This window comes from Xanthocytophaga flava, from assembly GCF_030068545.1.
GTDB lineage: Bacteria > Bacteroidota > Bacteroidia > Cytophagales > 172606-1 > Xanthocytophaga > Xanthocytophaga flava.
Genome location: NZ_JASJOR010000026.1, coordinates 28,831 through 54,624, shown reverse-complemented (window position 1 = coordinate 54,624; position 25,794 = coordinate 28,831). Strand labels below are relative to the sequence as shown.

Annotated in this window: 22 protein-coding genes; 13 read left to right on the top strand and 9 right to left on the bottom strand. The window is 40.6% G+C overall.

Features of this window, described 5'->3' with window-relative positions:
* Positions 1–34: 34 nt before the first annotated feature.
* Positions 35–1,468 carry a di-heme oxidoreductase family protein gene (locus tag QNI15_RS29020; RefSeq protein ID WP_314035168.1) on the bottom strand — a complete coding sequence of 478 codons (1,434 nt, stop codon included), beginning with the start codon at positions 1,466–1,468 and terminating at the stop codon, positions 35–37.
* A 138-nt stretch (positions 1,469–1,606) separates the two neighbouring features.
* A complete protein-coding gene (locus tag QNI15_RS29015; protein ID WP_314001969.1) occupies positions 1,607–2,776 on the bottom strand; it encodes an imelysin family protein in 1,170 nt (389 codons plus the stop codon).
* 267 nt (positions 2,777–3,043) lie between these two features.
* Between QNI15_RS29015 and QNI15_RS29010 the strand changes: the two genes are divergently transcribed.
* The 10 genes from QNI15_RS29010 to QNI15_RS28965 all read left to right on the top strand — a co-directional run bounded on the left by QNI15_RS29010 (position 3,044) and on the right by QNI15_RS28965 (position 12,173).
* Positions 3,044–3,862: a metallophosphoesterase family protein gene (locus QNI15_RS29010; RefSeq protein ID WP_314035166.1), complete on the top strand. Its 819-nt coding sequence runs from the start codon at positions 3,044–3,046 to the stop codon at positions 3,860–3,862.
* A 185-nt stretch (positions 3,863–4,047) separates the two neighbouring features.
* Positions 4,048–4,809 (top strand): hypothetical protein, encoded by a 762-nt coding sequence (locus QNI15_RS29005; protein WP_314001965.1) that lies wholly within the window; start codon positions 4,048–4,050, stop codon positions 4,807–4,809.
* Between the two features lie 77 nt (positions 4,810–4,886).
* Complete coding sequence (locus QNI15_RS29000) at positions 4,887–5,615, top strand: hypothetical protein (protein WP_314001963.1); 729 nt, start codon at positions 4,887–4,889, stop codon at positions 5,613–5,615.
* A gap of 219 nt (positions 5,616–5,834) precedes the next feature.
* Positions 5,835–6,785 carry a polysaccharide deacetylase family protein gene (locus tag QNI15_RS28995; RefSeq protein WP_314035164.1) on the top strand — a complete coding sequence of 317 codons (951 nt, stop codon included), beginning with the start codon at positions 5,835–5,837 and terminating at the stop codon, positions 6,783–6,785.
* A 24-nt stretch (positions 6,786–6,809) separates the two neighbouring features.
* Entirely contained in the window at positions 6,810–7,442 is a 633-nt protein-coding gene (locus tag QNI15_RS28990) for a DUF6891 domain-containing protein (RefSeq protein WP_314035163.1), read from the top strand.
* A gap of 53 nt (positions 7,443–7,495) precedes the next feature.
* The gene (locus QNI15_RS28985) at positions 7,496–8,644 is read left to right on the top strand and encodes a Gfo/Idh/MocA family protein (protein ID WP_313983735.1); all 1,149 of its coding nucleotides are present in this window, start codon (positions 7,496–7,498) and stop codon (positions 8,642–8,644) included.
* A gap of 87 nt (positions 8,645–8,731) precedes the next feature.
* A complete protein-coding gene (locus tag QNI15_RS28980; protein ID WP_313983732.1) occupies positions 8,732–9,655 on the top strand; it encodes a sugar phosphate isomerase/epimerase family protein in 924 nt (307 codons plus the stop codon).
* A 119-nt stretch (positions 9,656–9,774) separates the two neighbouring features.
* Complete coding sequence (locus tag QNI15_RS28975; RefSeq protein WP_314035161.1) at positions 9,775–10,278, top strand: hypothetical protein; 504 nt, start codon at positions 9,775–9,777, stop codon at positions 10,276–10,278.
* A 92-nt stretch (positions 10,279–10,370) separates the two neighbouring features.
* Positions 10,371–11,501 (top strand): tRNA guanosine(34) transglycosylase Tgt, encoded by a 1,131-nt coding sequence (gene tgt / locus QNI15_RS28970; protein WP_314001953.1) that lies wholly within the window; start codon positions 10,371–10,373, stop codon positions 11,499–11,501.
* A 30-nt stretch (positions 11,502–11,531) separates the two neighbouring features.
* Entirely contained in the window at positions 11,532–12,173 is a 642-nt protein-coding gene (locus QNI15_RS28965; RefSeq protein WP_314001951.1) for an NUDIX hydrolase, read from the top strand.
* 677 nt (positions 12,174–12,850) lie between these two features.
* Here QNI15_RS28965 and QNI15_RS28960 read toward each other — a convergent pair.
* The 5 genes from QNI15_RS28960 to QNI15_RS28940 form a co-directional block, all read right to left on the bottom strand.
* Entirely contained in the window at positions 12,851–13,213 is a 363-nt protein-coding gene (locus QNI15_RS28960; RefSeq protein WP_314035160.1) for a CoA-binding protein, read from the bottom strand.
* A gap of 83 nt (positions 13,214–13,296) precedes the next feature.
* A complete protein-coding gene (locus QNI15_RS28955) occupies positions 13,297–14,964 on the bottom strand; it encodes a hypothetical protein (RefSeq protein ID WP_314035158.1) in 1,668 nt (555 codons plus the stop codon).
* 37 nt (positions 14,965–15,001) lie between these two features.
* The gene (locus QNI15_RS28950) at positions 15,002–15,778 is read right to left on the bottom strand and encodes an ABC transporter ATP-binding protein (protein ID WP_314035155.1); all 777 of its coding nucleotides are present in this window, start codon (positions 15,776–15,778) and stop codon (positions 15,002–15,004) included.
* Between the two features lie 225 nt (positions 15,779–16,003).
* Positions 16,004–16,855 carry a hypothetical protein gene (locus QNI15_RS28945; RefSeq protein WP_314035153.1) on the bottom strand — a complete coding sequence of 284 codons (852 nt, stop codon included), beginning with the start codon at positions 16,853–16,855 and terminating at the stop codon, positions 16,004–16,006.
* Positions 16,856–17,105: 250 nt separating this feature from the next.
* Positions 17,106–18,263, bottom strand: coding sequence for a Gfo/Idh/MocA family protein (locus tag QNI15_RS28940; RefSeq protein WP_314001942.1), 1,158 nt, complete (start codon positions 18,261–18,263; stop codon positions 17,106–17,108).
* A 449-nt stretch (positions 18,264–18,712) separates the two neighbouring features.
* On the opposite strand from QNI15_RS28940, the gene QNI15_RS28935 reads away from it, so the two are divergent.
* Together QNI15_RS28935 and QNI15_RS28930 are read left to right on the top strand one after the other, a co-directional pair.
* A complete protein-coding gene (locus QNI15_RS28935) occupies positions 18,713–21,718 on the top strand; it encodes a TonB-dependent receptor domain-containing protein (protein WP_314035151.1) in 3,006 nt (1,001 codons plus the stop codon).
* Positions 21,719–21,906: 188 nt separating this feature from the next.
* Complete coding sequence (locus QNI15_RS28930) at positions 21,907–22,050, top strand: hypothetical protein (protein ID WP_314035150.1); 144 nt, start codon at positions 21,907–21,909, stop codon at positions 22,048–22,050.
* 372 nt (positions 22,051–22,422) lie between these two features.
* Here QNI15_RS28930 and QNI15_RS28925 read toward each other — a convergent pair whose 3' ends face one another.
* Complete coding sequence (locus QNI15_RS28925) at positions 22,423–23,046, bottom strand: hypothetical protein (RefSeq protein WP_314035149.1); 624 nt, start codon at positions 23,044–23,046, stop codon at positions 22,423–22,425.
* 308 nt (positions 23,047–23,354) lie between these two features.
* On the opposite strand from QNI15_RS28925, the gene QNI15_RS28920 reads away from it, so the two are divergent.
* A complete protein-coding gene (locus QNI15_RS28920) occupies positions 23,355–24,605 on the top strand; it encodes a hypothetical protein (RefSeq protein ID WP_314035148.1) in 1,251 nt (416 codons plus the stop codon).
* 114 nt (positions 24,606–24,719) lie between these two features.
* Here QNI15_RS28920 and QNI15_RS28915 read toward each other — a convergent pair whose 3' ends face one another.
* A complete protein-coding gene (locus tag QNI15_RS28915; RefSeq protein WP_314035147.1) occupies positions 24,720–25,547 on the bottom strand; it encodes a hypothetical protein in 828 nt (275 codons plus the stop codon).
* Positions 25,548–25,794 lie beyond the last annotated feature (247 nt).

Genomic DNA, 25,794 nt, shown 5'->3' with positions numbered 1-25,794 from the left:
ATCAAAAGCAGTAGTGATCAATACTATAGTTGATTTATAAACTTTCCAGAAACTTAATCAGACTGGCCCGGTCTGTAGCAGATAGTTTTTTAAAGTCAGTAGCAGACTTTTCTGCTTCACCACCATGCCAGAGTATAGCTTCTTCCAGGCTAAAGGCTCTGCCATCATGCAGAAAGTTGGTATGTTTATTTACCGTTTTCACCATACCAATGCCCCACAGCGGAGGAGTACGCCATTCCTGTCCATTAGCCAGAAAGTCAGGGCGGTTATCAGCCAGCCCCTCACCCATATCATGCAGGAGCATATCAGTATAAGGCCGTATAGTCTGGTTATTCAGCACAGACACTGTATGTGTCCCGGCAGTCTGCATTTTGGGGATATGGCATCCCGAACAGTTGAGTTGTGAAAACAGATACTTACCTCTTAATATATCTTTATCTGTCCAGTCACGACGCACAGGTACTGATAAAGTCTGTACATAAAAGATAATTTTATTAAGCTGCTCATCAGAGATCTCAGGTGAGCCTCCATTGGGAAGGGAACTGTAGAGTTCATCCTGTGATTCACTTAGTCCACTAGCAGGAAAAACAGAACTCGTAATACCCATATCACCCTGTAAGGCTCCTGCAGTTTGCTGTTTAATAGTTGCCACATTGGCTTTCCAGCCAAACCGACCTAAGGAAGTTTTGTTATTGACTACATCCCACACATAATTAGGGCGTCCGGAGATACCATCCTTATTCTTATCTGTTTCATCGGCAAAGGAAAGGATTGTCTGCTCTGATACTGCTTCCAGCAAACCCAAACCAGGTATCTGCTGTGCAATACGGGGAGAAACCATCAATCCTGCATGAAAACTCCCAAAATTGGGATTATACAATTCGTATACAGGCTTTTGTAGTGTATAGGTAGTTCCATCTGCATATTGTCCGCTGACAGGTTGATAAGTAACCCGGACACTACTTTCAGGTGTTACACCTAAAATAGCTTTATCCTGTAATTGTTCACCATAAACCGGATCATGAACAGGCTCACCATGCACGCCTGTGCCAGGAATACTCAGACGAAATAAGAGTCCATTTAACGTAGCTGTTTCAGTAGCAGGAGGTTTTGCTCTGCCATCTTTGAAATGACATCCACCACAGGACGACTGGTTCATCAGTGGCCCCAGGCCATCTAAAGAGGTTACAGAAGAAGGGGCTGTCACCCAGTTGGATTGAAATAAGGAATTACCCACTACAAATAATACACCTTCATCAAAGGTGATGTTATTTGCCTGCTTACCAAACGCATTATCAGATAAATCATTGGATGTTAAATTATCACCTCCTGAATACTGTTCCTTGTCTTCTGCAGAAGCTCGCTGAATATCAGTTTCAGTCGATTTACACGCACTCACACATAACATACTACCAGCAAGCATCCCTAGAATGATCTGATAGCTTTTTATACAAAACGGGGTTCGCATTTTTTGATACTGTCTATTGTATCCGGAAGGAATTTTCTGAGTACATTACGCAGAAGATCCTTGAATTCTTCTATGTTTCTACTACAAAACCCCCGCACTGAGTGTACGGGGGTCACTGTTCATGCAATTATTCCATTATTAATTTATACCTAAGGCAAATGCTCCATCCAGTAATTCTTCACTTAATGTTTTTAAGCTGGCTGCTGCTGCTTGAATTTTATCTACATTATTGATGATGGCCTGATCAAAAGGCGCTGGAATAGCGAGTATTTTGGTTTCTGTAGCTGTGAAAGTAGCATCCAATGCTGACGCACGTTCTTTATCCTGTTTGGCAAGAACTTCTGCAATACTGCGGCCTTTCACTACTGTACCATCTACCCGTGTATAGGTACCATAGTACACATTTTTCACTCCTTTGAAATTCATTTGAATATCAATGTGCGTATTATCACTGAAACACGAATGCTCATGCTCCTGACGTTTGGTTGGATCTTCTTCAGAAATAGCAACCAGCATACGTTCTCCGGCAAGTTCATCATTGCTTAGCTCGCTAAGACCTGTAAAAACGTCAGACAGAGCCGTTTTTACAGTCATCTGAGACGTAAATGTTTTGCGATAAGCCCCATCTTCAGCCCACAGATCTTTTACATACGCCAGATCTTCAACCAGCAGTTCAGCTATTACTTTCAGGTATTGTCCACGACGCGCCTGATTTTTAGCAGTACCACCTGTTACATAATCCGTATAGGGTCTGTCACCTGGGCCATTGGCATTAAAATCCTGTCCCCATAGCAAAAACTCAATCGCATGATAACCAGTCGCAACATTTACTTCGCTTTGCTCATCTGTATCTCCGCCAGTCTGATTCTTTGCTTCAATTACTTCTTTTGTAATTTCCACACTGCTGTTATTGATCAAACCAGCATCAGGTGAATCCTTTACATAATCAATATATGCTTCATCAAGAGGCCAAGAGTTAATCAATCCTTCAGGTCCGTTTGCATCATCGATAGGACCACCGTAAAAACGGTAAGCTTCTGTTTGCCCATATGGAATACGAGCAGCTTTCCATGCAGCTTTGCATTCTTCCAGACCTGCGGCAGAAGGAGCAGCTACAAAGGCATTGATCTTTTGCTGGAGAGTTACGGCTGTGTTGTAGCTATCTTCATAGGAAGCATACACAATAGCAGCATAATTTGAAACAACTTCTTTTTCAAGAGATTCTGTAGATGGTTCATCATCTTTTTTGCAGGAAAACGCTAAAAGAGTACAAACCACGATCAAACAACGGGTGGTAAACTTGGTCATATGTATGGTGTTTTATTTAGAGTATTTCTAAAGAAGGCAAAAGTATAGTAGCTCTCAGTGAAATACAATTTTTATTTAGATTTTCTCTAAATAATCTTAACGCCTATAAATAATCCATACACTTTTGAGATTCAATCCAAAGTTCAGTTTTACAATCTGGTATCTAATCATTATGCAAATGTTATTTTTTACCAGAAAACCAATAGAGTATAGTCTTTTTCTGCCTGGCTTTCTACCTTTGTTGCTCTTTGTGCATAGCAATACTTTATGAAACGTCGCACCTTCCTTCAGACTTCCTTTCTCGGTCTTTCCATTTCCTGGTCTAAGCCCTTTAGATTTTCATTGGAAAAAGATAATCAGCCTGTATTCCGGTTTGCAGTAGCTTCGGATGGGCATTATGGCCAACCGGATACAAGCTATGAAGCAGACTTTTCGAATCTGAACAAGTGGCTAAAAGGCGAAAAAGCGAAAAAGGGGCTGGATCTTATTTTTATCAATGGAGATCTGTTTCATGATGACCCTGTATTTATTCCAAAAGTAAAATCATCCTTTAATCAGTTGCCGGTACCCTATTATGTCACACGGGGCAATCATGACAGAGTAAGTGAAGACACCTGGAAACAAACCTGGGGGTATGTACCCAATCATGACTTTGTAGCAGGCGATTATGCGTTTGTACTAGCTGATACCTCAAACGAAAAAGGAGAATATCTCTGTGCAGATGCAGCTTGGCTGGAAAAAACGTTACAGAAACATGCAGCCAAAAAATGGATCTTTGTATTCATGCACATTCCTCCCAATAAAAAGTGGACAGACAGCGGTGTTGACTGTGTTCCTGTACAGGAAATTCTGGAAAAAACGCCAAACCTGGCAGCTGTTTTTCATGGACATGACCATGAAATTGATGATCATAAAGTAAATGGAGGCAAACACTTTTTCTTTGACGGACATTTTGGGGGAAACTGGGGAACAACCTATAAAGGATATCGTATTGTAGAAATCTATAAAGATAGCAGTTGGTCTTCCTACCAGTGTAATCCTACCTTATCTCCTATTATCAATACGTTTCAGGTTAAGGCCAACTAAAGGAGTGAGAAAAGATACTGATTCAATCATCCGTTTGGCCCTGAATTAATAGTATTAGACATTAATCTTTATTTCTGCATTAGCGTTTTACTATTTCTACAAAATATTCTGCACTACTAAGGCTTATGTTAGTATCAAGGCATGCATTTTGCCTTGATACTTTTAACTTTTTACCCCATAATCACATGAAAGCCAAGGTATTATTTTTTTTACTTCTGCTACTACCTTCTATCTGGTCGTTCAGTTATGGTCAGTTCTTTGCAGATCTTGAAACAGGCATTGTATTCTCTAGTCCCTACAATCAGGTAAGGGCACCCGGAAAGACAGGTACTCAGATTGATCTCACTAAAGATCTTCAACTACAAAAAGCATGGTTTTATAGGGTACGGCTTGGTTATACCCTCGGTAAACGGCATAAAATCTCTCTTCTGGCGGCTCCGCTATCTGTAAAATCGGATGGAACGCTGGACAAAAACGTATCCTACAATGGAGAACTTTATCAACAGGGCAAAAACACAGAAGGTACGTTCATGTTTGATACCTACCGCTTTACATATGCTTATGAGATTATACATTCCAATCGGTTTCAGTTAGGAGTGGGAGCAACAGCCCTTTTACGAAATGCATCCGTCAGATTACAAAATCCAACAACCAATACGGCGTATGATAATCGGGGTATAGTGCCACTGCTGCACTATGATCTCTGGTGGAATCCTACTCGTAGACTTTTGATTTTATCAGAGGCTGATGGAAGTTATGCCAATGCAGGACAAGCATTTGATGTATTTGCTGGCATTGGCTATCGCTTTACGCCTATTGTTTCCGCCAAAGCTGGTTATCGGGTCATTCAGGGTGGAACCCGTGGAGATAATGTCTATATATCGTCCTGGCTGGATTTTGCATCAGTAGGCCTTACCATTGACTGGAGACAGAAAGAGGACAAATAAAAAAGGAGGTTCTGTAATGTGGGTATTTTTGCATTAATTATTGTCAAATTTACCCGTATTTTTGTATACCTTCTGTTATGGACTATCCATTCTATATTTTTGGATCTCACAGTTCAGTAGACTATGATGTGGTTGTTTTTACCAATCGATTAGGAACTACTAAAGAAAACCAGGACTTCTGTAATCAGCAGACCCAATATCTTGAGACTTTTTTCAATACCAGAAACCTGCCTGTCAAGAAGATAAACACTAATATAGCTATTCTCGAAAACGGAATCATTACGGCTGTTCACAAAGGTACTCCTGATGAACTGAATAATTCTGTATTATATACCTATTCCCTGCATCAACAATTTTATCCCTTATTGATTACACGTGCGGTAGAACGCAACTGGCAACTAAAAATGCTTCGCGCCTGTCGTACCATTCTTTCTTTTTATACACGAACTGCTATTCGTTCAGATATAAAACTGGCATTACAAGGAGATCTGGATGTGAAGTTACCTGTATTGGAAAACCTCGACATAACACAATGGACGGAATTTCACAAAAACGATCCTCAGGATTGCTGGAAAACCATAGCCTTTCAGTTAGGGCAAGCCTTGGGACTTCTTGAAAATAAAGAATTATATACCAAAGAGGATATCATAGATTTTCTTCCGGAAATGTCTGTTTTCCTGAATAGAAAGACCACTTATACAGATCTCACTACCTTACAAAACTACAAGAACCTATTTATCAAACGACTGAAAGAAGTAAGGCCTTTATTTTCTCAATTAACAGAAACGGGTGCCTCTACAGAGTAACCCTATCTCTATCTGATAGCAAACTTTTCCAGTGTAACCTTTGTGAATCCGCCCTCAAACACTACTTTTGATAAATAATAAGACTGTTTCAAGATACAAGTGAAGATTTTGTAGGGTAACAGGCCACCGGTAATAGTAAACGTATCCAAGGGCATTCATTTAAAACAAACTAAACGAAAAAAAATAGTTAATTGTGGACTAGCCGAATCATTCAACAGGATGAAAAAACAAGTCATTATTGGAGTGCTACTTTTACTGGTTGCATGTAAGGCAACCAATCCTTCACACACTGCTGGTTCGGATATTTCTTCTGCTCAGAAACCTACCATTTCGTTTACCTTCGATGATGGCAATACAGCTGATATGCCCGGATACACTCTTGAGGTATGGAATGCACTATTACTTAAAAGCCTTCAGAAACACAATCTGAAAGCCATTCTCTTTTCGTCCGGAGCCAATAAGATAGACCAAAAAGGCAAGTATGTCCTCCAGAGCTGGAATGATGCAGGCCATCGGATTGCCAATCACACATTTACACATCCCAATTTTAACAGTAACAAGACAACACTGGAAAATTTTGAGTGGGAACTTATGATGAATGATTCCATCATAAAAACCTACTCAAACTATCTTCCCTTATTTCGTTTTCCCTACCTGAAAGAAGGCAATACAGCAGAAAAAGTAAATGGATTCCGATTGTTTATGAAGGAGAAGGGATATCGCAACGGCTATGTCACCATTGACGCTTCTGACTGGTATGTGGATAGTCGCCTACGGGAACGGTTGAAACAGAATACACAAGCCAACGTAGAAGCCTTCAAAACATTTTATATCGAGCACCTCTATGATCGTGCTCAATACTATGAGTCGCTATCTTATCAGTTAACGAACCGTCATATTAATCATACGATTCTACTGCATCATAATCTGGCAGCTGCCCTGTTTCTGGATGATCTGATTCAGTACTTTAAGGATAAGGGATGGGATGTCATGGATGCAGAAAAAGCCTATGCAGATGCTATTTACCAGAAACAACCTACCAATATTCCGGCAGGAGAAAGCCTGATATGGGCTCTGGCAAAGGAATCCGGAAAGTTCGAATCAACTCTCCGTTATCCGACAGAAGACAGTGAATATGAAAAAGATAAAATGGATAAGTTGGGTTTGTAGGATAGAATATTTTACTCTACACAAATGGATAAAGAATTAAAAGAAGAGATAATTGAACATATTGAAAAGTATATAAAATATGCATTTGAAGATTGGGAGGAAATTTGTTTAAATTTTTATGATGAGATAGAAGATGGGAAAATAAAAGAGGAATGGCTAAAAAGAGAAGTCAAGAAGCGATATGAGAAACAGTTGGAAAAAGAAAAAGATTGGCAAACTACTACGTTTGATAAATTAGTATCAGTATTCGATACACTTAGCACACGCCTGATCATCTCGCTCCATATGGCTGGAGTAACAAGACAAGATGGAGAATACATAGCCTCTGCTACATATGACGAATTGGAGGAAAAAGGTATAGAAGCAGAGGGATACTGCTATTACCACACACAAGATGTGGAACTAGCAATTGGAGATAACCAAAAACTTTACATACGATATGGAGACTTTCAGGGTGATAATGATAAATGCCAACAGGTAGGAAAGTTAATTGTAACAGAACTTAGAAAGCACAATTTTGAAGTACATTGGAGTGAATCTATTAATACTGCCATTGAAATCAAACCCTTTCTATGGCAAAAACGGCATGATGGAATTGATTATAGCTCCAAACGAACTATGGCTCACATTCTGGCAACCCAAACAAAAAGCAGTTAATTTTTATTTATATCTATTCTATACCCTAAACATCCAAAACCTAACTTTCTTTCATGGAAAAAATTAAAGTTGCTGTTGCTGGTACAGGTTTTATTGGTCCTGCCCACATTGAGGCACTTCGCCGCTTACCGAATGTTGAAGTTGTAGGCTTAGCAGAAGCCAATGCCGAACTTGCCAAAACCAAAGCAGATCAGTTGGGTATCCCTCGTTCGTATGGAGATTTTCAGGAAGTAGTAAATGATCCTGACATCAATTGTGTACACATCTGTACGCCCAACTTCCTTCACTATCCGATGTCTAAAGCTGCTTTGCTGGCTGGCAAAAACGTAGTGTGCGAAAAACCTCTGGCAACCAGTACCAAAGAAGCAGAAGAGTTAGTGCAGATAGCTCGTGAGAAGGGTGTAGTAAATGCGCTTCACTTTAATGTACGCTATTATCCGCTGGTGCGTCAGATGAAGACCATGCGTGAAAAAGGAGATCTGGGCGATATTTTCTCTATCACAGGTTCGTATCTTCAGGACTGGCTGTTTCTGAATACAGACTACAACTGGCGTCTGGAACCAGATAAGTCTGGAGAATCCCGTGCTATTGCAGATATCGGCTCTCACCTGATGGACTTGATTGAATATGTAACCGGACTGCATGTAACCGAAGTACTGGCCGACTTCTCTACAGTGCACAAAACTCGTATGAAGCCGCTGAAACCTGTAGAAACGTATTCAGGTAAAATGCTGACTCCGGAAGACTATCAGGAAGTAGCCATCAACACGGAAGACCATGCAAATGTATTGTTACGTTTTGACAATGGCAACAAAGGGGTAATTACAGTAAGCCAGGTAGCCGCAGGACGCAAAAACCGCCTGAATGTAGAGATTTCCGGATCTAAACAAAATCTGGAGTGGTGTTCTGAAAAGCCAAACGAACTATGGATTGGTAAACGCGAAACAGCCAACCAGTCTCTGATGCGTGACCCTTCTCTGGTATACAAAGAAGCCGCTCAGATTATCTCCTATCCAGGTGGACACAACGAAGGCTTTGCAGATTGTTCGAAACAACTGTTCAAAGAAGTATACGCGGCTGTAGCACAAGGTAAACAGCCTGAAAATCCATTATTCCCTACATTTGCCGATGGATTACGCGAACTGGTTCTTTGTGATAAAATGATCGAAAGTCACAAAAAACAGGCTTGGGTTAAAATTTAAGTTAGTTTATATGTAGTTTGATGGCTGAACCGTTGAATAACTTTTATTCAATGTTTCAGCCATTCTCATTTCAAATCACTTATCACTATGTTAAAGTTAGGTTTTGTAAGCGCCATTCTTGCTGATAACTCATTCAATGAAGTTATAGACTTTGCAGCCGCCAATCGGTTTGCCTGTGTGGAAGTTATGTGCTGGCCGAGAGACAACTCTGACACCCGCCGGTATGCAGGTGTATCTCATATTGATGTCAATGCACTGGATGCGACTGCTATTTCACAGATCCAGCAGAAATGCAAAGAATCAGGTGTATTTATCTCTGGACTAGGCTACTATCCCAATCCATTGGATGCAGACACAGCAAAAGCTGAGTTTTACAGAGAACACATCAAACAGATAATCCGGGGAGCAGCCAAGTTAGGCATTCCGGTAGTGAATACGTTTATCGGACGTGATCCTCAAAAGAGCATAGCAGATAATCTGAAAACGTTTGCTGAAGTATGGCCTGCTATTATCAAGGTTGCAGAGGAGAACAATATCAAAATTGGTATTGAAAACTGTCCGATGTTTTTCACCAATGACGAATGGCCTGGAGGGAAAAATCTGGCTACTACTCCTGCTATATGGGATCGCATGTTTGAAATCATTCCTAGTGAGGCATTGGGCCTTAACTACGATCCATCTCATATGATCTGGCAGATGATGGATGAAACCCGCCCTATTTATGATTACAAACATCGTCTGCATCACATTCACCTGAAAGACGCAAAACTGTATCGTGACAAACTGAATCGGGTAGGTATTATGGCAAATCCACTGGAATACCACTCACCAAAACTACCCGGTCTGGGTGATGTAAACTGGCGTGGATTCTTTGCAGCACTGACCGATGTACGCTACCGGGGACCCGTCTGTATCGAAGTGGAAGACAAAGCTTATGAAGGCTCAGATGAAGATGTGAAAGAGGCCATTCTGACAAGCCGCAACTATCTGAGTCAGTTTTTAGTTCTGTAAAACTGCATGTCGGGAGTAATATTATTTCTCCCGCATCTTCCTTATCAGCATGGAGCAAGTAATCCAGTTACTACTATTAATGTAAATGATGACACTATCTGAGTCAATTTTTATATAGAATGAAAAGATCAAAAACCAATTATGCATTCGTATTCGTTCTGATTTTTGTTTGTGTAACATCATGTACTAAAAAAACAATAAAACAGTTTTCGTGTAAAATTTATAACCAGAAAATAATACCAGCAGCTTTCTTAAAGAATAGTTTTTATACGCATAAACAGGTTTCAAGACAAAAACAGGCAGAGTTCCTAAATCAGAAACAGGATACATTATTTATTTTAGAAGGTTACGATATTCAATCTGCTCAAATTACAGGAAGTATCTGGAATAAAAAAGGCATGATTAACTACCGATATTCTTTAGGTAATGTAGAAATTCTGGATAAAACAATATTTTCTAAAAGTGATATTGACTTGGTATCAAGATTTGATACAACTGAAATAAGGAAAAGAGAAAAAATACATGGACATTATCTCGGAGCTTTTTACTATAAAGCAATAAGAGGTGTTTACATAAAGAATAAGTTAAGACTGGATCATTTTTCATTTGATGAATTTGAATAGTTACAACTCAGCTTATAGCAAGCATAGGATTGATTAAAAGTTGTATATGCCTCTAAAAGATGCTATTTTTGCACTCTTTTTAAGGATTTTACATGAAGTTTGACATACAAGCAACCGATTCCCAGAGCAATGCCCGTGCAGGAGAGATTACCACTGATCATGGCATTATTCAAACCCCTATCTTTATGCCTGTAGGAACTGTAGGTTCTGTGAAGGCAGTACACCAGCGGGAACTGGAAAACGACATCAAGGCTCAGATTATTCTGGGCAACACCTACCATTTGTATTTACGTCCCGGATTAAACGTACTTCAGAAAGCAGGAGGTTTGCATAAGTTTAATGGCTGGAATCATCCTATTCTGACAGACAGCGGAGGATATCAGGTTTATTCCCTGGCCAATACCCGTAAGATCAAGGAAGAGGGCGTTACCTTCCGTAGTCACATAGATGGCTCCAAACATATCTTTAGTCCGGAATATGTAATGGATATCCAGCGTATTATCGGGGCTGACATCATTATGGCGTTTGACGAATGTACTCCCTACCCTTGCGAATATGGTTATGCCCGCAAGAGTCTGGATATGACTCATCGCTGGCTACGTCGCTGTTGTGACCGTTTTGATAGTACAGAAGGGTTATATGGCTATCAACAGACATTATTTCCGATTGTGCAGGGTAGTGTATACAAAGACCTTCGAAAGCAGTCTGCCGAGGTAATTGCCTCCTTTGAACGGGAAGGGAATGCCATTGGAGGATTGTCTGTAGGAGAGCCTGCCGAGATGATGTACGAAATGACCGAACTGGTATGTGACATTCTACCTAAGGACAAACCACGTTACCTGATGGGAGTGGGTACACCTGCCAATATCCTGGAAAGCATTGCATTAGGAGTAGATATGTTTGACTGTGTAATGCCAACCCGAAACGCCCGACACGGTTTGTTATTTACCACACAAGGAGTCATCAATATCAAGAATGAAAAGTGGAAAGATGATTTTTCTCCCATTGATGAAACACTCGGAGGATATGTAAGTACATTTCACAGCAAGGCCTATCTACGACATTTATTGATCAGTCAGGAATACTTGGCAGCTCAGATTGCCAGTGTACATAACCTGACGTTTTATCTGTGGCTGGTAGGTCAGGCACGTGAGAAGATCAAAGAAGGAACCTTCACTGAATGGAAAAACCAGATGGTAAAGCAGGTTTCTCAGAGGTTATAATAAACGTCTTTATCTATCAGAAAACAATCAGTGATACAATATACATACTCTCAACTAGCTGATTATCTGCATGAACGCCTGACAGATGTATTACCAGGCGAAGCTGCACAGCAAAAGATGGCAAGCTCTCTGCGAAATGCAGGTCAGCTCAACTTTAAAACCGACGGGAAAACACGTCAGGGGGCAGTGTGTATATTGTTTTATCAGAAGCAGGGTATATGGCATCTGCCACTGATTGTAAGGCCGGAATATGATGGTACACACAGTGGACAGGTAGCTTTTCCAGGAGGAAAAGTAGAAGAAACCGATCCTACCTATGTAGCAACAGCCCTGCGGGAAATGCACGAAGAGATAGGTGTGCCTACTGACTCTGTGCAGATACTTGGTGCATTAACGCCCTTGCTGGTAATAGCCAGCAACTTTATGGTACATCCGTTTGTGGGCATCACTTCCGAAGCTCCTGTGTTTATACCTGATTCACGAGAAGTAGCTAAAATTATTGAAGTACCTCTCCCCGATCTGTTGGATGACAACCGCCGCTCTGCCAAAGAAATACAGGTACGGGGATTTTCTCTCTGGGCTCCGTATTTCGATCTGGAAGGGCAAACTGTGTGGGGTGCCACAGCCATGATGCTCAGCGAACTGATCGAAGTTTTAAAGAAAGATACATGAGTTATCGCGAAGACCAATGACTATACTTTTAAAAAGAGTAAAAACTACGATTAATTTTTAAGAAATCTCTTTTTCTAGATTAGTTTATAATCCCTTTCATCCATCTTCCTGTGGCTTCTTCATTTTTTGCTTGCCCAAAAAACGAAGCAAAAAAGGGCACTTTTTGCCGAACCTCCCACCCACAAAGCCAGGGGCTTTCCTCGCGGCAAAAAGATTGCCAACGCACAGCTACAACGGTTCGCGATTTAAGGAATCTTTACTCTCTTTGTAGCCTCTAAAAGTTGCTCCTAGACTATTTATTGGCTATTCCTTATAAATTAGTACATGATACAAAGAAAATAATGTTCACTTCAATAGTGTAGGGTGGTGTAGGTGCGTGAGGATAAAAATTCCGCGGGCCTAGCGTTGGCCCTGCGGGGCGAAGCTTTGGAATTTTTTGCCCTTTTTTGCTTCGTTTTTTGGGCAAGCAAAAAATGAAGAAGCCACAGGAAGAGAAAAGTAAGTGACTATAAACTAATCAAGGAAAAGACAAGCAAAAATTGAAGAGCCCTGTAGAAGAACACTGAAAGGGACAATAAACAAACTCAGGAAGGAAGATTTCTCAAATAACTAAACAGAGCCTACACACTTCTCAAAAAGTATAGGCTCTGATCTCACATCCAAACTATATAAATACCCTAAAACTGTCCTGTAGCAAGCATTACCAGTGTACAACCCTGCACCGTCTCAATGCCCTGCTGTCGGGCTTTCTGAGCAAATTCCGGATTCTCTGTTCCCGGATTGAAAATAATCCGCTTAGGTTTTAGTCGCAGCAGATAATCATACAAAGGTGGCTGGTTGCGTGTGCCCACATATAAGGTAACCGTATCGATGGATTCCAGATCCGGCTCTCCACGTTGGATAGCAGCACCTGCTACCTGTCCTGACTTTAATCCCAGCAACTCAATTGGATGACCATATTCATTCAACATGGTTGCGGCTTTGTAAGCATATCGGGTAGGATTGTCTGAAGCACCTACCACCAAGGTACGTTTTTTCATAACTTCCAGTTTATTTATCAAAAAGACCCAGATTGAGTCTTTTGCTGTTGTAACATGATAACATAAAAGTCAGGCCGTCTGGTTCAATCTATCACAGACGCCCGTATCTGGCTCCAGGTGGTCTGACTATACAATCGTAGAAAATAAAATACTGTACCACCTACAACGGCTATGGCAATCCAGATACCAGTCGGAAAACGAGCTAATCCATAGTGGGCAAATCCTATCATGGTACTTACCATCATCATTAGTAAGGCAACACCAATACTCGAAGCCTGTTGTGCCTCAGCAGGAGCCTGTGAGAAAGGAAACCGCTTCGGAGAGATCAATGCAAAAATGCAGATAAACAGCATGTTATTGAACAACGCCAGAATTACATTGGCCAGTGCATCTATTCCCCAAAACCAGAAGATAGCGGCGATCAGGAATGCATAAACCGGAAGAATAAACTTGATGAATACAGCTTTTAGCGCTCCGGACAAAATATATCCTGGCGGGTCAGCAGGTACAGAGCCATAAAACCAGGTAGCTTTATAATCATCCGAGAACTGGATGTTTGTATAAAAGGCGTTGATAGCAAATGACATGGCATATAAAATCAGAATGTATTGCCAGTCACTTTGCCCTAGTTGTTGCCCTCTCAGAAATACAAAAATAGTAGGAATCATTACACCCAGTGTCGGATAGGTACGCATCTTGAACTTCTGATCCCGACTGGTAATTTTCCAGGTAAGTTCAAAACCCATTTTCTCCAGCGGATGGCGGGTAAAGATTGCTGATAGTCTCTCAGAAAGAGGCTTTTTGCTTCTATCCTCTGTCGTACCTGTTTCGTTTTTATCACCAGAGGCGTCATTCATCTCCAGCAATTTCCGGCTAAAGCTTTTAGAGACAGCACTATTCATCAGGTAAATAATTCCTATAGGTAAAGCAACAGCCAGCAAAGTGAAAACAATATAGGGAGTCTCAAAATGCCTGCTGACAAATGCATCCATAATCCCTCCCATCCAGAAAGGCGGAACCAGATATTGCCACCACACAACTTCCAGAGAGATACTCTGCAACATCTCTACTTTGATAAGCCGGGGTAGTATCTGATAGCCAGACACAAAGACCATAGTAAAGCCAATTTGCACATAAGCAATAATCTGCTTTAAACGAGCTTCACTGGTAAACCGTATTAACAACACATACAGCAGATTGGTCAGAAACACGGCAAATAAAGCAGACAGAATTACCAACACCACAAACAGAAGCAAGGCACCCAATCCATATTTAATTCCTACAAAAACAATAGGTAGCAATGCCACTGAGAAAGTAAGTGTAAGTACATACACTACTACATGGATCAATCGAGCCATCCATACTGTACGGCTATCTACTGGGCGAGGTGACAGAATAGCATAATCGGTAGTATCCATTACGACAGAGGCAAAGTCTGTAATCAGTGTCATAATTGTCATCACCATAATATAGGCAAACACAATAGTCGTAGCCCAGTATACATTAGGCATGGCAAAGATGAGGCTTCCTACCAGACCACCCAGTATAGCATACATAAAAATCGCTATCCAGTACTGATACTTCGTGTTAGCATCTGACTTACTGGGCTGATTTGCAAAAGCTGCTGGTTTACGACGTTTGTCCATCAGCAGCTTTATCTCCAGAATGGCCCGCAACTGGCTATAGTCAATGTGTAAAGATTGAAATACACCCTTTAACAGATCCAGAATAAACAGTACAATTTTACTCATGTTTTAATGTGATTTGTTGATAGAAAAACATCTCATATTACCCGCGCAGTGCTTCTATAAACTCACCTGCCTGAGACTGATGGGCATGATTACCAGTGAGCTCTGTGAAAATCTGCTCCAGAGATTCCGTTTTTTCCCGTTCCTGTAATTCGGCAAAGGAGCCATCGGCAATAATCTTTCCCTGATGCAGAATCATAATCCGGTGAGCAAACTTCTCTACCACATCCATGATATGCGAACTGTAAAACAGCGTTTTGCCCTCTAATGCCAGCTTGGAGAGAATTTCTTTTACCAGAATCACTGCATTGGCATCCAATCCGGAGAGAGGTTCATCCAAAAAAATAATATCCGGATTATGCAGTAAACCTGCAATAAGCAACACCTTTTGTCGCATACCTTTGGAGAAGGCTGTCATGCGGGTATCGGCTTTAGCCTGAAGATCAAAGATACGCAACAGATCCAGTGACTTTTTCTCAATTCGTGCAGACTCCATCTTATGAAGCAATCCTATAAAACGCAGGTATTCCATAGGTGTAAGCGTATCATATAGCAGGGCGTTCTCAGGTATATATCCAATACGTCTTTTTACTTCAATAGGGTCTTTGCGTACATCCATCCCCATAATCTGAACATCTCCCGTAAAATCGGTAATCATACCCGACAACACTTTAATGGTTGTGCTTTTTCCAGCTCCATTCGGTCCCAGATACCCAATGATCTGACCAGGAGTAATTGTAAAATTGATATCATTCAACACCGGTTTTTCATAACTCTTTGACAGGTGCGAAACAGTAATGACAGGTTCTGTATACATACGATTGCAGGTTAGGTAATAACAAATGTGTTTAGGACACACGTTTGAATTTATGAGCCTCTTTCCGGAAAGTAACCTTTTAACCAAAGGTATTTAACTTTAGTAAAACAAAAAACCGATACAATGACTTGTATCGGTCTGGCCTATTATAATTATAGCATGTTCCATAAACTTGGTATAAACGAATATCCAAGCCAGGTTTATCTTTCTTTTAGAAAGAAAAATCTATTGATTCAGGTTTTTACGCAGATCTTCAACAAACTCTTCGGTTACATCAAAATAAGAAGCCAGCTGCTGAGTAGTTAAGACTCCATCTTTCAGGAATTTTAAAATAGTCTCACGTTTATTTTGCTCAATTCCTTCAAGTTTCCCTTCCAAACGACCTTTCTCTTCTCCTTTTAGTTGGCCTTTCTTAAAAAGGAAGTCATCTTCTTCTTTGATATATTGAGAAATAGATTCTATCATGATTTCTACAAAGGGTGTTAGTTTACGCAAGTTAGCTAATACACGTAATTGTTGCAAGTGCTTATCCCGCTCAAGTTTATTACTTGATGTCTGATTTAATCGTTGTACAATCAGACTAGCCGCAGTTTCAGGAGTGGTATTGCCAAAGTTGCCTAATACAGCAAAAACCACTTCATCACCTTTATCAGAAGAGAGAAATAACTCATAACTAATCGTAGAAAATTGGACCAGATAAAAGGAAAACATAAGATTTTCCTTTTCAATCTTCGTTTGCATCCTAGGCTCCTGATCTGAAAGAAAAATCACATACTGTTTGACTGGTAGCTTGTATTTTCGCCAGAGTAATCCTATGTACTCTAACATCCGATAGATCATTTCTTCTTCATCTATCAACTGAAACTCAAGTTGCAGTAAAAACGTATCTCCTTGTTTGTTGGTTATTTTCAGTAACTGATCTGGTTTGCGCTCCAGAGTCCGTTGCAACTCTTGTGGCAGTCTTTCATAAGATGCAATCTGAATCTGAAGCACTTTTTCAATGAGTGCCAGAGTAACAGATTCCAGGTTTTCTTTGAATATTTTATCATATTGATTGCCTTCTTTTTTGGTGCTCATACAAGGATAGAAAAATGAACAGAGCGCGAAAGTAACCAATAAATCGTCAAAATAAAGAAGCCAATCTGGTAATAAAACCGAAAAGGAGTATTCCACAAACGTTGGAACACTCCTTTTCCAAACAACATAGAAGGAGGTATAAAAATGACAGCATTGATTACTGTCTACTCTTAAAATAATTTTACGCCATTCTGAAAGCTATAGTCTCAAATTAAAATTTATTCAAGCTACTTTATATTAAGCGACCAAATTACTCCAGCATTTTCGTCCACTTTTCATTGCTTTGGTTGGACTTTATTACAGTATCAATAAACAACATACCACGCAAACCTGCTTCCAGTCCGGGGAAATCCAGATAGGCCGGATCAGGTGTCTCGCCTTTCAGACGGCTGCGCAGTGTTTTGGCAAAGTTGCGGTATAGAATAGCAAAAGCTTCGATATAGCCTTCAGGGTGCCCTGCCGGGATGCGGGTACTGATTTTAGAGGCATTGGATAGTTCGCCCACTCCTGTACGCAGCAGTTGTTTAGGCTTGCCAGGTTGTGTATATTCCAATGTATTAGGCTCCATCTGATGCCACCACAGTCCACCCACTTCTCCGTAGATACGGATGTTAAAATTATTCTCCTCTCCTACTGAGATCTGGCTGGAATGCAGTACTCCTTTTGCTCCATTTTCAAAATGCAGTAAAAGATTGGCATCATCTTCCAGCTTACGTCCCTCTACAAAGGTAGTCAGGTCAGCACAGATTTCAGTTACTTTCAGATCTGTGATGTATTCGGCCAGGTTAAAGGCGTGAGTACCAATGTCTCCAATACAACCTGCAGCACCTGAACGTGCAGGGTCTGTACGCCATTCCGCCTGTTTATTGCCACTAGCCTCAACCAGTGCATTGAGCCAGCCTTGCGGATATTCTACTACCACTTTGCGGATCTTGCCCAACTTTCCTGATGCAATAATGCTACGGGCTTCTTTTACCATCGGATAGCCGGTATAGTTATGTGTCAGACAGAACAGCAATCCGGACTTCTCAATTACCTCTTTCAGCTCTTTTGCTTCTTCTGTATTTAAGGTCATGGGTTTGTCCAGCACTACATGAAACCCATTTTCCAATGCCATCTTAGCTGGTCCAAAGTGCATATGGTTAGGCGTTACAATAGCCACAAAGTCCATCCGCTGACCTTCTGGCAGCTTCTTTTCTTCCAGAATCATCGTACGATAATCCGGATATACCCGCTCTTCCGGCAGGTATAACATTTCACCTGACTGTTTGGAACGTTCAGGATCACTGCTGAACGCACCGCATACAAGTTCTATTTCATTATCTATGGCAGCGGCCATACGGTGTACGGCTCCGATAAAAGCTCCGATTCCCCCTCCTACCATTCCCATTCGCATCTTTCTATTCATGAGTATTGACTAGGTTAACGTTAACAAAGGATATATGATCTGTAAACAGTAAAAATTGTAAATGGAGCAAATGATCTGACTGCTATCATCTACTATATCTATTTCTGGTATTTCTCTTTTTTGCAATTATAAATGAGATAAGTGAAAAAAGAAACCAAAGCGGGAAGCAAGTTTTGTTTTTCACGAAAAACCTTTTTAGCCAATTTAGTTAGTATACATTTTAACAGAACACCCTGTATTTCAATGTACACATACATAAAAACCTTGATAAAACACTCCATCCCCAGATAAAACCAAAACACAAAAGTCTCATTTTCAGGGCATTACTGGATATTAAATATAGTCAGAAAAAATCCCAAAAATAAAATATAACAAAACGCACATATTCTTTAAATTAAATAATATATTTCTTATAGATTCATTATCTATAGCACCATAACAATCTGTTTATGAGACCATTTTCTACAAAGAAAATTTTTCTGGCTCTATCTTTCCTTATAGGAATCCTCACTCAGACAGAGGCACAATCTGTGACAGTTTCCGGAACTATCACAGACTCGCTAACCAAAGCCCCTTTAGCAGGAGTAAGTATTACTGTTAAAGGAAAAGTGCTCGGTACCACTACGGATACCAAAGGCAACTTTCTTCTGACTACCAATACTCCACCTCCCTTTATACTCACGATTTCTTCGGTAGGCTATAAAACCCTGGAACAAGAAATTACCAGTAGTAAATCAGATCTTGCCATAGAGATGACAGAGCAGGTTATTCTGGGTCAGGAAGTGGTGGTAGCTGCATCCCGTGTAGAAGAATCTGTATTGCAGTCTCCTGTTACAGTTGAAAAACTCGATTTACGTTCGATACGGTATGCAGCCACACCTAGCTTTTTCGATGCTCTTATCAATCTGAAAGGAGTTGAAATGAGTTCCCAAAGCTTATTATTCCGCTCTATCAATACCCGTGGATTTAATTCCAATGGTAATACCCGGGTAGTACAATTGATTGATGGAATGGATAACCAGGCACCAGGATTGAACTTTGCAGTAGGCAATGTAGTAGGCATTTCGGAACTGGATCTGGAAAGTGTAGAAATGTTGCCAGGAGCAGCTTCAGCGTTATATGGTCCCAATGCAATCAATGGCATTATTCTGATGAATAGCAAAAACCCCTTCCAATACCAGGGGCTCAGTGGCTATGCAAAGGCAGGTATTATGAACGAATCCAACCGTTCTGAGGCTACTACGCCTTTTTATGACTTTGCACTCCGGTATGCCAAAGCGTTCAATGACAAAATAGCATTTAAGATAAATATCAATTACCTGACTGCCAAAGACTGGCAGGCTACGGATACCCGCGATCAAAGTTTGCTGAATGGTTCCTCCTTAAGCAGTACCCAGCAAACGAATCCTGGATACAACGGCATAAATACCTATGGTGATGAAACCAATGTTAACCTCTATACAAGTTTGTATGGCAATGGACAACCAGGTACGGGTGCTGGTGGCACCTCTCAATTTCTGGGAGCTATTGCGACTACTCAGATTCCACAGGCAGGCAACAAAACGCTACCCGAACTCACAGGGCTTACCCCTCAGCAACTATTTAACCAGATGATTCCTAATGTATCCGTCTCACGTACAGGCTATGCAGAAAGAGATCTGGCTAACTACAACACACATAGTTTAAAGTTGAGTGGTGCGTTGCACTGGCGTATTACTGAAGGTGTAGAAGCTATTCTGCAGGCTAATTATGGTACAGGAACCACTGTATATACAGGCTCAGACCGATATTCGCTGGCTAATTTTAATTTGGGTCAATACAAAGCGGAAGTTCGAGGGTCTAACTTTTTTGTACGTACCTATACTACTCAGGAAAATTCCGGTGATTCGTATGCTATAGGAGTATTGGGCTCTGGAGTAAATGAAGCATGGAAACCGAGTACTACCTGGTTCCCTCAATATTTCGGTGCCTATGCCACTGGCGCATTTCAGACCTATGCAACAGCATTACTGGTAGCTCTGGCAAGTGGACAATCCGGAGAAAATGCCATTGCGGCAGCTCAGGCAGCAGCAGGTAGTAACGCCGGCACCCTTCACAATCAGGCACGTGGTGTAGCAGATCAGGGACGGCTGGTTCCCGGAACCACAGCTTTTAACGATGCTGTGTCTGCTATTAAGTCACGTCCCATCCCCGGAAATTCGGAAGGAGTCGGGGCCCGGTTTACAGACAAAACCAATATGTACCATGTGGAGGGCATGTACAACTTTAACAAGATTCTCAGTCCTACTATGGTGGAAATCATTGTGGGTGGAAACTATAGACTATACACACTAAACTCTAATAAGACGCTTTTTGCCACAGACGACAACGGTAATGAATTCAAGATTCACGAATATGGAGGCTATATACAGGGTGGAAAGAAGTTATTGGAAGACAAACTAAAACTGACTGCCTCTGTTCGCTATGATAAAAACCAGAACTTCAAAGGTCAGTTTAACCCCAGAGCTTCTGCCGTACTGACATTAGCTAAGGTACACAATATTCGCGCTTCCTTTCAGACAGGCTTTCGTATTCCTACTACACAAGCTCAATATATTGACCTGCTTACTCCACAATCCCGCATTCTGGGTGGTCTGCCTATTTTCCGGGAGCGATACAATATGGTCAATAACCCTGTCTATACGCTCCAGTCTGTGCAAGCTTTCGGAGCAGCTGTACAACAGGGACAAAACCCTCAGCAGGCCGCTTCATTGTTACAACAACATATATTCCGGGGCTACCAGCCTGAGCGGGTGCGTACTGTCGAAGTGGGTTACAAAGGTTTGATTTCCAATCGCCTTTTCATAGATGCCTATTATTACTATAACACCTTTGTGAATTTTGATGGTGGTCAGGTAGTGGTTCAGGATATTCCGAATGATGGTGTGTCCTCTCCTATCTCCCTGCTTAGCTCTACTACCCGCAGTGTATATAGCTTTCCTGTCAATGTCACTCAGAATCTAAACAATCACGGCTGGGCACTTGGCATTGATTACCTGCTACCTAAGAACTTCTCAGTGGGCGGCAATGTATCCTACAACAAACTTCTAAACACAGACAAGCTGCCAGCAGGGTTTGAAACAGCTTTTAACACACCAGAGTATCGTTATAATTTATCGTTTGGCAATCGGAATGTGATTAAAAACCTTGGATTTAGCCTGACATGGCGCTGGCAGGATCAGTTTGTATGGCAATCCAGCTTTGTTGGCGGGGTTATCAGAGGACAGAACAAGAGTATAGTACCTGCTTATGGAACGCTGGATGCACAGGTGAACTATAAAGTCACTGCGATTAAATCCATCATCAAACTCGGCGGATCAAACATTCTGAATAAGGGCTATACACAATCCTGGGGCAATCCAACATTTGGAGGCATGTACTATGTATCTATATTGTTTGATCAGTTTATGAACTAAGCGGAGGTTGGTATGCCAGGTTAATGAAAACATAAGTCATGCTTAATTTTGGATGAGAGTAAAACCCAAGCCTATACTTTTGAGAAATGTGGACTTGGGTTAATTTTTGCGATCCCCCTTTCTTCGTTTCTTTATTGTCCCTTACATTGTTCTTCCACAAGCTTCTTCATTTTTTGCTTGCCCAAAAAATGAAGCAAAAAAGGACACTTTCTGCCGATCCTTCCGCCCGCAAGGCCAAAGGCCAACCTCGCGGCAGAAAGATTGCCAGCGCACCTACACTTCCACATACGATTGAAGGCAGCACAACTCCCTTTGTAACTCCTTTGTCTTAATTTGTTATTCACTCCTCTAAATTCGGGATGACTCATTTGCTATCCTCCTGAAAGAAACTCTCTTTTTCCTGTCCTCCTGAAAGAATCTTTTTACAAACAGAGTCATCTATGGTTTCTGGGAGAAAATAAGTATACCCAAACCCAAAGGTCACTAATCTTATTACATGTGTCCCGACAACGGCGGGAAGATCATTTCAGCTAACAGGTAAGTAAAATCAGAAGACATAGTGCAGGAATTAGTTAGCCGTCTTCTTTTGTCTACATAAATGTATTGCCTCTTCAAAGAAAGCTTTAATCTCTTCTTGTTTTCCATTAGCACAAACTTTAAATTGTTTACCATCCGTTTGGGTAATCATCATATAAGGAGAATAATTAGTGCATCATGTGTAGTCTTCTTTTTCTTTTGTGTTTATTCTGCCTGTACCATTCTGTATACCACTCTTCTATAAGTATCTGTTTCAGATTATTCATAAAAAGGTTGTAATACCTTTTATTAAGAGGCTTTCCATTCCAATGTGTTACTACCCGAGCCGCATTATGCGGGAAAAGCACACTTCCAATCTGACCATATTCTCTAGATAATATAACTGCAATATTTATGTGCATAATGGAATCCATGGACTCATATTTATAGAGTTTCACAGATGAATCTTCTTTATCTTCAAAAATATGAACCAGGGTCAGACTACGATCATTAACCAGCTCAAAAGAATCGTTTCGGATATTGAAGCTATAAAAGAACATTTCTGTAGAATCCGGATATTTCCAGTAATACCTGAGCTTCAAGGTAGAATCGGTCTTTTGTCGGATAAGTAACAGTTTGGCTATCGAGGGGCCCACCGGCTTAGGTGACATAGCAGGATCTCCCAATATTCTTTTTGTGACCAGTCTGACTGTATCTGTAGAGTTTTCAGAAAAGGCATCTGACACATATTTACAACTACTTATAATGAGCAGACAAGTAACGAGTAAGCTTGTTTTATAATATGAGTGCATAAATTCAGGTAACAATTACAGATCAGAAACATACATAAATAGCAGAAAATATTGAGTATAAACTTATGAAATCCTTAATCCAAACAACTTCTTCTTCCTATTGAAAAAAATCCATTCTCACTAGTCATTCCAAATCAAAAAGTAACAGGCATATTTCCTACTTGTATACACTTGTAGCAGATTTTAGCAGGATAGTACATTGTAGGTATTATAGTAAATAGCAAAGGGTGATCTTATTGGGAAATGATAGTTTTGGTTTGTGATACCATCACCAGAAAAAGCATCCGAAACGCAACCCTCAAATCGCTATGCGCTATCCCTTGAATGGATTTGTTATCAACAGAAATCTGCAGAGTATTATTTCAGACATTGAAATTCCGTTAGAATGCAAATTTTCAACGCCTGAAGAAATTACGTATGATTCATTTTTAAAGTCAGCTAAACGACCTAATACCATTGATATTTTCTTTGCAGGCCGACTGACCTTTTTTCTGGCAGATGAGAACCTGATAGATGGACTCCGCTTTCATACGTTGGCAGGGACTCTGGAAGAAGGCATACGATTTAAAATCAGTAAAGACAATCATTCTTTCTGGGGAAGCAATAACGGAACAGTTACCGGGGAGTTTCATATGGACTGCACAACAGGTGAAGTGCAGAGTACAAACAGCTATCTCACTACTGAAGCAGGAAAAGATCCTGTATGGGATATACTGGCCCAATTTATCAAAGACAAGTCAGGGCAGGTACTGGCTGACTTTCCGAACGATGCCAAAGCATACCGCTATAAAGTTTCACCCAAGAATATGGATGAGTTTATGGAGGATCGGTATAAGAATGAGGAGATTAACTATATGGATACCAATACGGTAGCAACCAACTCCAAACCCTTTACTCTTTCTGACAGGAAGTTTCGTTATCTTTTTCCGGAATACTATAAACCTGTTAGAAAAGGAGTTCTTAGTCGCATATTTGGCAATTCATCAGAAGAGTATGTATATGATGTGGAATGCGCTAAAAATAATTTTAACGGAGCAGATCACCGCAAATATATCAGTGAAGTCATTCAATTTGGAACCATCCATGGAGCTGTAGTGATTGAAGTTAACCCATTGAGAATTGCGGCATATAACAGTGACCTTGATTGTGTGGTAATGCTGGAGTTTCCTGCCCACTTTGTAACAACCTACAAACTTCAAAAAAACCAGAAGCTGATCACTGCCAACTCATTTGGTAATGCAGATAAGGTTCAGGGCGATTTGATTCCGGGAAAAGGCAATGGAGGGTACTGGCAACGCGTACATCCTTGTATTGTAGATTTTCTAACGGATGATCTTGAGTTGCTAAAGAACGTCAAAAATAGTATTGAAGACGACGAATGGAGATATATCTATCGGTTAGGGCTTTATATGCATAGGCAGTTTAATAGTGTACACAGGGATGGACGGCCTGGATTTTCCAGCGGTACCAAATATGAAATCGTCAAGATGCCTCCGATGTCTATTGAAGAGTGGCTACAGAAATGTGAAGAAGCTTCCCGAAAAAATAATGGAGGATAAGAAGTATTTAACAACCCATATCAGATAGTAGAAGCATATTACCTTTGTAATGAGCATAGCATAAGCCAAAGATAAAATTCGGACTTATGCTATCTTTCTTTTATAAAGGATAATCTATTGATTCAGACTTTTACGCAGGTCTTCGACAAACTCTTCGGTCACATCAAAATAGGAAGCCAACTGCTGAGTAGTTAAGACTCCATCTTTCAGGAATTTCAAAATAGTTTCACGAGTCTTTTGCTCAATGCCTTCTTCTTTTCCTTTTAGTTGGCCTTTCTTAAAAAGAAAGTCATCTTCTTCTTTGATGTATTGAGAAATAGATTCTATCATGATTTCTACAAAAGGTGTTAGTTTACGCAAGTTAGCTAATACACGTAATTGTTGCAAGTGTCTATCTCGCTCTACTTTACTGGTTGAAGTCTGGTTTAATCGTTGTACAATCAGACTAGCCGCAGTTTCAGGAGTGGTAGTACCAAAGTTAGCCAATACAGCAAAGACCACTTCATCACCTTTGTCGGAAGAGAGAAATAACTCATAGTCAATTTGTGAAAGCTGAATCAGATAGAATGAAAACGTAAGATTTTCTTTTTCGATACGAGTACTCATCTGGGGTATCTGATCTGATAAGAACAGCACATACTGACGTACATTGAAATCATATTTTCGGTTAAGAATGGCTCGATATTCAAGCATGCGATCCACCATCCTCTCCTCATCCGCGAGTTGGAATTCAAGTTGCAGCAAAAACGTATTTCCCTGCTTATCTGTGATCTTTAAAAGCTGGTCTGGTTTGCGCTCCAGAGTCCGTTGCAACTCTTGTGGCAGTCTTTCATAAGATGCAATCTGAATCTGAAGCACTTTTTCAATGAGTGCCAAAGTAACAGATTCCAGGTTTTCTTTAAATATTTTATCATATTGATTACCTTCTTTTTTGTTGCTCATATAAGGATAGAAAAATAAACAGAGCGCAAAAGTAACTAATGCTGAATTTACAAGACAGCGTTTACTCATAAAAACGAGGCTGAATTGCAAACAAATCATGAGATAGCCTTTAGTGACCTGAAATCCTTTGAGGCTTGAGAATATTTTTCTCTCTAATAAACCCAATATAACTCTATTTGTCACAAGTTCCTTTCAGGAGGACAGGGAGAGAGTTTTTTCTTTATGTACAAATCACTTTTCCAGAAAA

Coding starts and splice junctions, on each gene's coding strand:
- QNI15_RS29020 (WP_314035168.1), bottom strand. CDS start 1,468: ATGCGAACCCCGTTTTGTATAAAAAGCTATCAGATCATTCTAGGGATG.
- QNI15_RS29015 (WP_314001969.1), bottom strand. CDS start 2,776: ATGACCAAGTTTACCACCCGTTGTTTGATCGTGGTTTGTACTCTTTTA.
- QNI15_RS29010 (WP_314035166.1), top strand. CDS start 3,044: ATGAAACGTCGCACCTTCCTTCAGACTTCCTTTCTCGGTCTTTCCATT.
- QNI15_RS29005 (WP_314001965.1), top strand. CDS start 4,048: ATGAAAGCCAAGGTATTATTTTTTTTACTTCTGCTACTACCTTCTATC.
- QNI15_RS29000 (WP_314001963.1), top strand. CDS start 4,887: ATGGACTATCCATTCTATATTTTTGGATCTCACAGTTCAGTAGACTAT.
- QNI15_RS28995 (WP_314035164.1), top strand. CDS start 5,835: ATGAAAAAACAAGTCATTATTGGAGTGCTACTTTTACTGGTTGCATGT.
- QNI15_RS28990 (WP_314035163.1), top strand. CDS start 6,810: ATGGATAAAGAATTAAAAGAAGAGATAATTGAACATATTGAAAAGTAT.
- QNI15_RS28985 (WP_313983735.1), top strand. CDS start 7,496: ATGGAAAAAATTAAAGTTGCTGTTGCTGGTACAGGTTTTATTGGTCCT.
- QNI15_RS28980 (WP_313983732.1), top strand. CDS start 8,732: ATGTTAAAGTTAGGTTTTGTAAGCGCCATTCTTGCTGATAACTCATTC.
- QNI15_RS28975 (WP_314035161.1), top strand. CDS start 9,775: ATGAAAAGATCAAAAACCAATTATGCATTCGTATTCGTTCTGATTTTT.
- tgt (WP_314001953.1), top strand. CDS start 10,371: ATGAAGTTTGACATACAAGCAACCGATTCCCAGAGCAATGCCCGTGCA.
- QNI15_RS28960 (WP_314035160.1), bottom strand. CDS start 13,213: ATGAAAAAACGTACCTTGGTGGTAGGTGCTTCAGACAATCCTACCCGA.
- QNI15_RS28955 (WP_314035158.1), bottom strand. CDS start 14,964: ATGAGTAAAATTGTACTGTTTATTCTGGATCTGTTAAAGGGTGTATTT.
- QNI15_RS28950 (WP_314035155.1), bottom strand. CDS start 15,778: ATGTATACAGAACCTGTCATTACTGTTTCGCACCTGTCAAAGAGTTAT.
- QNI15_RS28945 (WP_314035153.1), bottom strand. CDS start 16,855: ATGAGCACCAAAAAAGAAGGCAATCAATATGATAAAATATTCAAAGAA.
- QNI15_RS28940 (WP_314001942.1), bottom strand. CDS start 18,263: ATGAATAGAAAGATGCGAATGGGAATGGTAGGAGGGGGAATCGGAGCT.
- QNI15_RS28935 (WP_314035151.1), top strand. CDS start 18,713: ATGAGACCATTTTCTACAAAGAAAATTTTTCTGGCTCTATCTTTCCTT.
- QNI15_RS28930 (WP_314035150.1), top strand. CDS start 21,907: ATGAAGCAAAAAAGGACACTTTCTGCCGATCCTTCCGCCCGCAAGGCC.
- QNI15_RS28925 (WP_314035149.1), bottom strand. CDS start 23,046: ATGCACTCATATTATAAAACAAGCTTACTCGTTACTTGTCTGCTCATT.
- QNI15_RS28920 (WP_314035148.1), top strand. CDS start 23,355: ATGCGCTATCCCTTGAATGGATTTGTTATCAACAGAAATCTGCAGAGT.
- QNI15_RS28915 (WP_314035147.1), bottom strand. CDS start 25,547: ATGAGCAACAAAAAAGAAGGTAATCAATATGATAAAATATTTAAAGAA.